Origin of the sequence: Pseudomonas sp. BCRC 81390, assembly GCF_030341915.1 — a bacterium.
Taxonomy (GTDB): Bacteria; Pseudomonadota; Gammaproteobacteria; order Pseudomonadales; family Pseudomonadaceae; genus Aquipseudomonas.
In genome coordinates this window covers 1-3,139 of sequence record NZ_JATAAG010000017.1, presented here as the reverse complement: position 1 = coordinate 3,139, position 3,139 = coordinate 1, and the positions used below count along the sequence as shown (strand labels likewise).

Annotated in this window: 4 protein-coding genes and 3 tRNA genes; all 7 read left to right on the top strand. The window is 57.8% G+C overall.

Annotation, left to right across the window (positions count from 1 at the left end; translation table 11 throughout):
- Positions 1-325: 325 nt before the first annotated feature.
- Positions 326-1,285: a bifunctional biotin--[acetyl-CoA-carboxylase] ligase/biotin operon repressor BirA gene (gene birA, locus QSV36_RS08820; RefSeq protein ID WP_289131219.1), complete on the top strand. Its 960-nt coding sequence runs from the start codon at positions 326-328 to the stop codon at positions 1,283-1,285.
- The gene (locus tag QSV36_RS08815) at positions 1,275-2,024 is read left to right on the top strand and encodes a pantothenate kinase (RefSeq protein ID WP_289131218.1); all 750 of its coding nucleotides are present in this window, start codon (positions 1,275-1,277) and stop codon (positions 2,022-2,024) included. Before birA ends, QSV36_RS08815 begins: the two co-directional genes overlap by 11 nt.
- Before the next feature lie 7 nt (positions 2,025-2,031).
- A complete protein-coding gene (locus QSV36_RS08810) occupies positions 2,032-2,457 on the top strand; it encodes a hypothetical protein (RefSeq protein ID WP_289131217.1) in 426 nt (141 codons plus the stop codon).
- 152 nt (positions 2,458-2,609) lie between these two features.
- Positions 2,610-2,693, top strand: a tRNA-Tyr gene (locus QSV36_RS08805).
- Between the two features lie 24 nt (positions 2,694-2,717).
- A tRNA-Gly gene (locus QSV36_RS08800) sits at positions 2,718-2,791 on the top strand.
- 29 nt (positions 2,792-2,820) lie between these two features.
- Positions 2,821-2,896, top strand: a tRNA-Thr gene (locus QSV36_RS08795).
- 78 nt (positions 2,897-2,974) lie between these two features.
- A partial coding sequence (locus tag QSV36_RS08790) for a GTP-binding protein (RefSeq protein WP_289129221.1) occupies positions 2,975-3,139 on the top strand: 165 nt, incomplete at its 3' end.

Genomic DNA, 3,139 nt, shown 5'->3' with positions numbered 1-3,139 from the left:
GATGCATCGCCGATGGTAGTGTGGGGCTTCCCCATGTGAGAGTAGGTCATCGTCAAGATTCATTTCGCAAAACCCCTATCTGCGCACGCAGGTAGGGGTTTTGTCTTTGCGCCGGAAAAACAAGCGCGCCCCTGCAGGGGCGGCGATGCGCCGCGATCGGCCGCACAGCAGCCCCGATCATCCTGGCAAACCGCGCCGCCTGCTCTTGCATCGGTCGGTTACCAGGCAGCAACAATGTCCGCTCGCCCCTGTCGACAGGCCCTTTTCCTATGCAAGCCAACAGCCCATAGCTATCATGCCTGCCTTATTCCAAGTCGAGACTGGCATGCTGAAGTTGTTGAATCTTCTCAAGGATGGCCGGTTCCATTCCGGAGAAGCTCTGGGGGCAGCCCTCGGGGTGAGTCGCAGCGCCGTTTGGAAGCAGCTGCAGCACCTGGAGAGTGAACTGAACCTCACCATTCACAAGGTCCGTGGGCGCGGCTATCAACTGGCGGCGCCACTGGCCTTGCTCGATGCGCAGGCGATCGCCGGGTTTGCTACCGGCGAGCAGTGGCCTGTTTTCATCCATGAAACCATTGATTCGACCAATGCCGAAGGTCTGCGACTGGCCGGTGAGGGGCGAGCGGCTCCGTTTCTGGTTCTTGCCGAACGGCAGAGCGCCGGCCGTGGCCGACGCGGTCGGCAATGGGTCAGCCCGTTTGCCGAAAACCTCTATTACAGCCTGGTGCTTCGTGTGGATGGCGGCATGCGCCAACTCGAGGGCCTGAGCCTGGTGGTTGGGTTGGCGGTAATGCGCACGCTACAGGTGTTCGGGGTGAAGGATGTGGGGCTCAAGTGGCCCAACGACGTCCTTGTTCGCGGCCAGAAGATCACCGGCATTCTCCTGGAACTGGTCGGCGACCCGGCAGACGTCTGTCATGTCGTGTTGGGTATCGGTATCAATGTGAACATGCAGGCCAACGATCAAGTCGACCAGGAATGGACTTCGATGCGCCGTGAAGTGGGGGCGGCGATCGATCGTAACCGCCTGGTCGCGTTGCTCAGCCAGCAATTGCAGCATGAATTGGCTCGGCATCGTCGCTATGGCTTTGCCGCGTTCCAGGAAGAATGGGAGCAGGCGCACCTCTGGCAAGGGCGTAATGTTTCACTGATCGCCGGTAGCACGCGTATTGATGGTGTGGTTCTAGGCGTCGACGGGCAGGGCGGCTTGCGCCTTGAGGTGGACGGGGTGGAAAAGAGCTTCAGTGGTGGTGAGCTCAGTTTGAGGTTGCGTGATGATTCTTGAGCTCGATTGCGGTAACAGCTTCATCAAGTGGCGGGTAATCCATGTCGCTGATGCAGCGATTGAGAGCGGCGGCATCGTCGACTCCGACCAGGCCTTGGTGGCTGAAGTGGCTGCACTGGCTTCGGTGCGTTTGACTGGCTGCCGTATTGTCAGCGTGCGCAGCGAGGATGAAACCGACGCGCTTTGCGCCTTGATCAACCAGGCGTTTGCCGTGCAGGCACTTGTGGCGCACCCGGCCCGGGAAATGGCTGGTGTGCGCAATGGCTATGACGATTACCAGCGCCTGGGCATGGACCGTTGGCTGGCTGCACTGGGGGCGTTCCATCTGGCCAAAGGTGCTTGCCTGGTCATTGACCTGGGTACAGCTGCAAAAGCGGATTTTGTAGCCGCGGACGGCGAGCACCTCGGTGGTTACATCTGCCCGGGTATGCCATTGATGCGTAGTCAGCTGCGCACGCATACCCGGCGTATCCGCTATGACGATGCCTCCGCCGAACGTGCATTGACCAGCCTGGCGCCTGGTCGCTCGACCGTGGAAGCGGTCGAGCGCGGATGTGTGTTGATGCTCCAGGGCTTTGCACATACCCAGCTCGAGCAGGCGCGTGCCCTGTGGGGGGAAGATTTCGCGGTGTTCCTTACAGGCGGCGATGCGCCGCTGGTCAGGGAGGCCGTGCCGCAAGCACGTGTCGTGCCTGACCTGGTTTTCGTTGGCCTGGCCATGGCCTGCCCATTGAATTGAGGTGCCTATGCGTTGGTTGTTTCTGTTGTTGCTGGTGCTCAACGTCTTTTATTACGTGTGGCATCAGCAGGAAGCCCCGCTGAAGGTCAAGGAAGTCGCCCCTCTGTCGTTGTACAAGGGCAATCAGCAGGAAATTCGTCTGTTGCGTGAAACGGGCGTATCAACACCGCCCAAGCGTCGGGATGAGTGCCTGGTAGTGGGTGGCGTGATGGGGCAGGGCGAAATCGACGCGCTGCGTCAGCGCCTGCTGAGCCTGGATATTGCCACGCTACCGGTAATGGGGCAGTTACCGGGGGCGGATGGCCGCTGGCTCAAGGTTGCCCCTGAAAGCGAGCGTTTGTTGGACCAAACCGTGCTCGCTGCTCTTTCCAATGATTTCAAAGACTTAAAACACAAAATTATTTTCTGCCAGGGTATTGCAACTGGTGAATAGCTTGATAGAATGGCGCCCGCTTCACAGGGAACACCACTCAGGTGGTAGAACCGGAAGCGGTGTCAAAGCAGCTAAGTTTCAGATTTGATTGAAAAAATTTGAAAAAAAGCTTGACACTAGGACGGCAGACAAATAGAATGCCGGCCACATCTGGAGGGATTCCCGAGCGGTCAAAGGGGACGGACTGTAAATCCGTTGCGAGAGCTTCGAAGGTTCGAATCCTTCTCCCTCCACCAGTTTTAGCGAGAGCCGCAAGCTCCGCGGGTATAGTTTAGTGGTAGAACCTCAGCCTTCCAAGCTGATGATGCGGGTTCGATTCCCGCTACCCGCTCCAAGTTTGCCGGATTTTGCACAAAGTGTTTCGCTCTTGTAGCTCAGTTGGTAGAGCACACCCTTGGTAAGGGTGAGGTCAGCGGTTCAAGTCCGCTCAAGAGCTCCATATAAACAAGGCAGATATGAAAATATCTGCCTTTGTTTTATCAGCGCAAGACTATTTCTTCTGCGGAGGATTGTATCGATGGCTAAGGAAAAGTTTGATCGTTCCCTTCCCCACGTTAACGTCGGCACTATCGGCCACGTTGACCACGGTAAGACCACTCTGACCGCAGCTCTGACTCGCGTCTGCTCCGAAGTATTCGGTTCGGCAGTCGTTGAGTTCGACAAGATCGACTCGGCTCCGGAA

Coding starts and splice junctions, on each gene's coding strand:
- birA (WP_289131219.1), top strand. CDS start 326: ATGCTGAAGTTGTTGAATCTTCTCAAGGATGGCCGGTTCCATTCCGGA.
- QSV36_RS08815 (WP_289131218.1), top strand. CDS start 1,275: ATGATTCTTGAGCTCGATTGCGGTAACAGCTTCATCAAGTGGCGGGTA.
- QSV36_RS08810 (WP_289131217.1), top strand. CDS start 2,032: ATGCGTTGGTTGTTTCTGTTGTTGCTGGTGCTCAACGTCTTTTATTAC.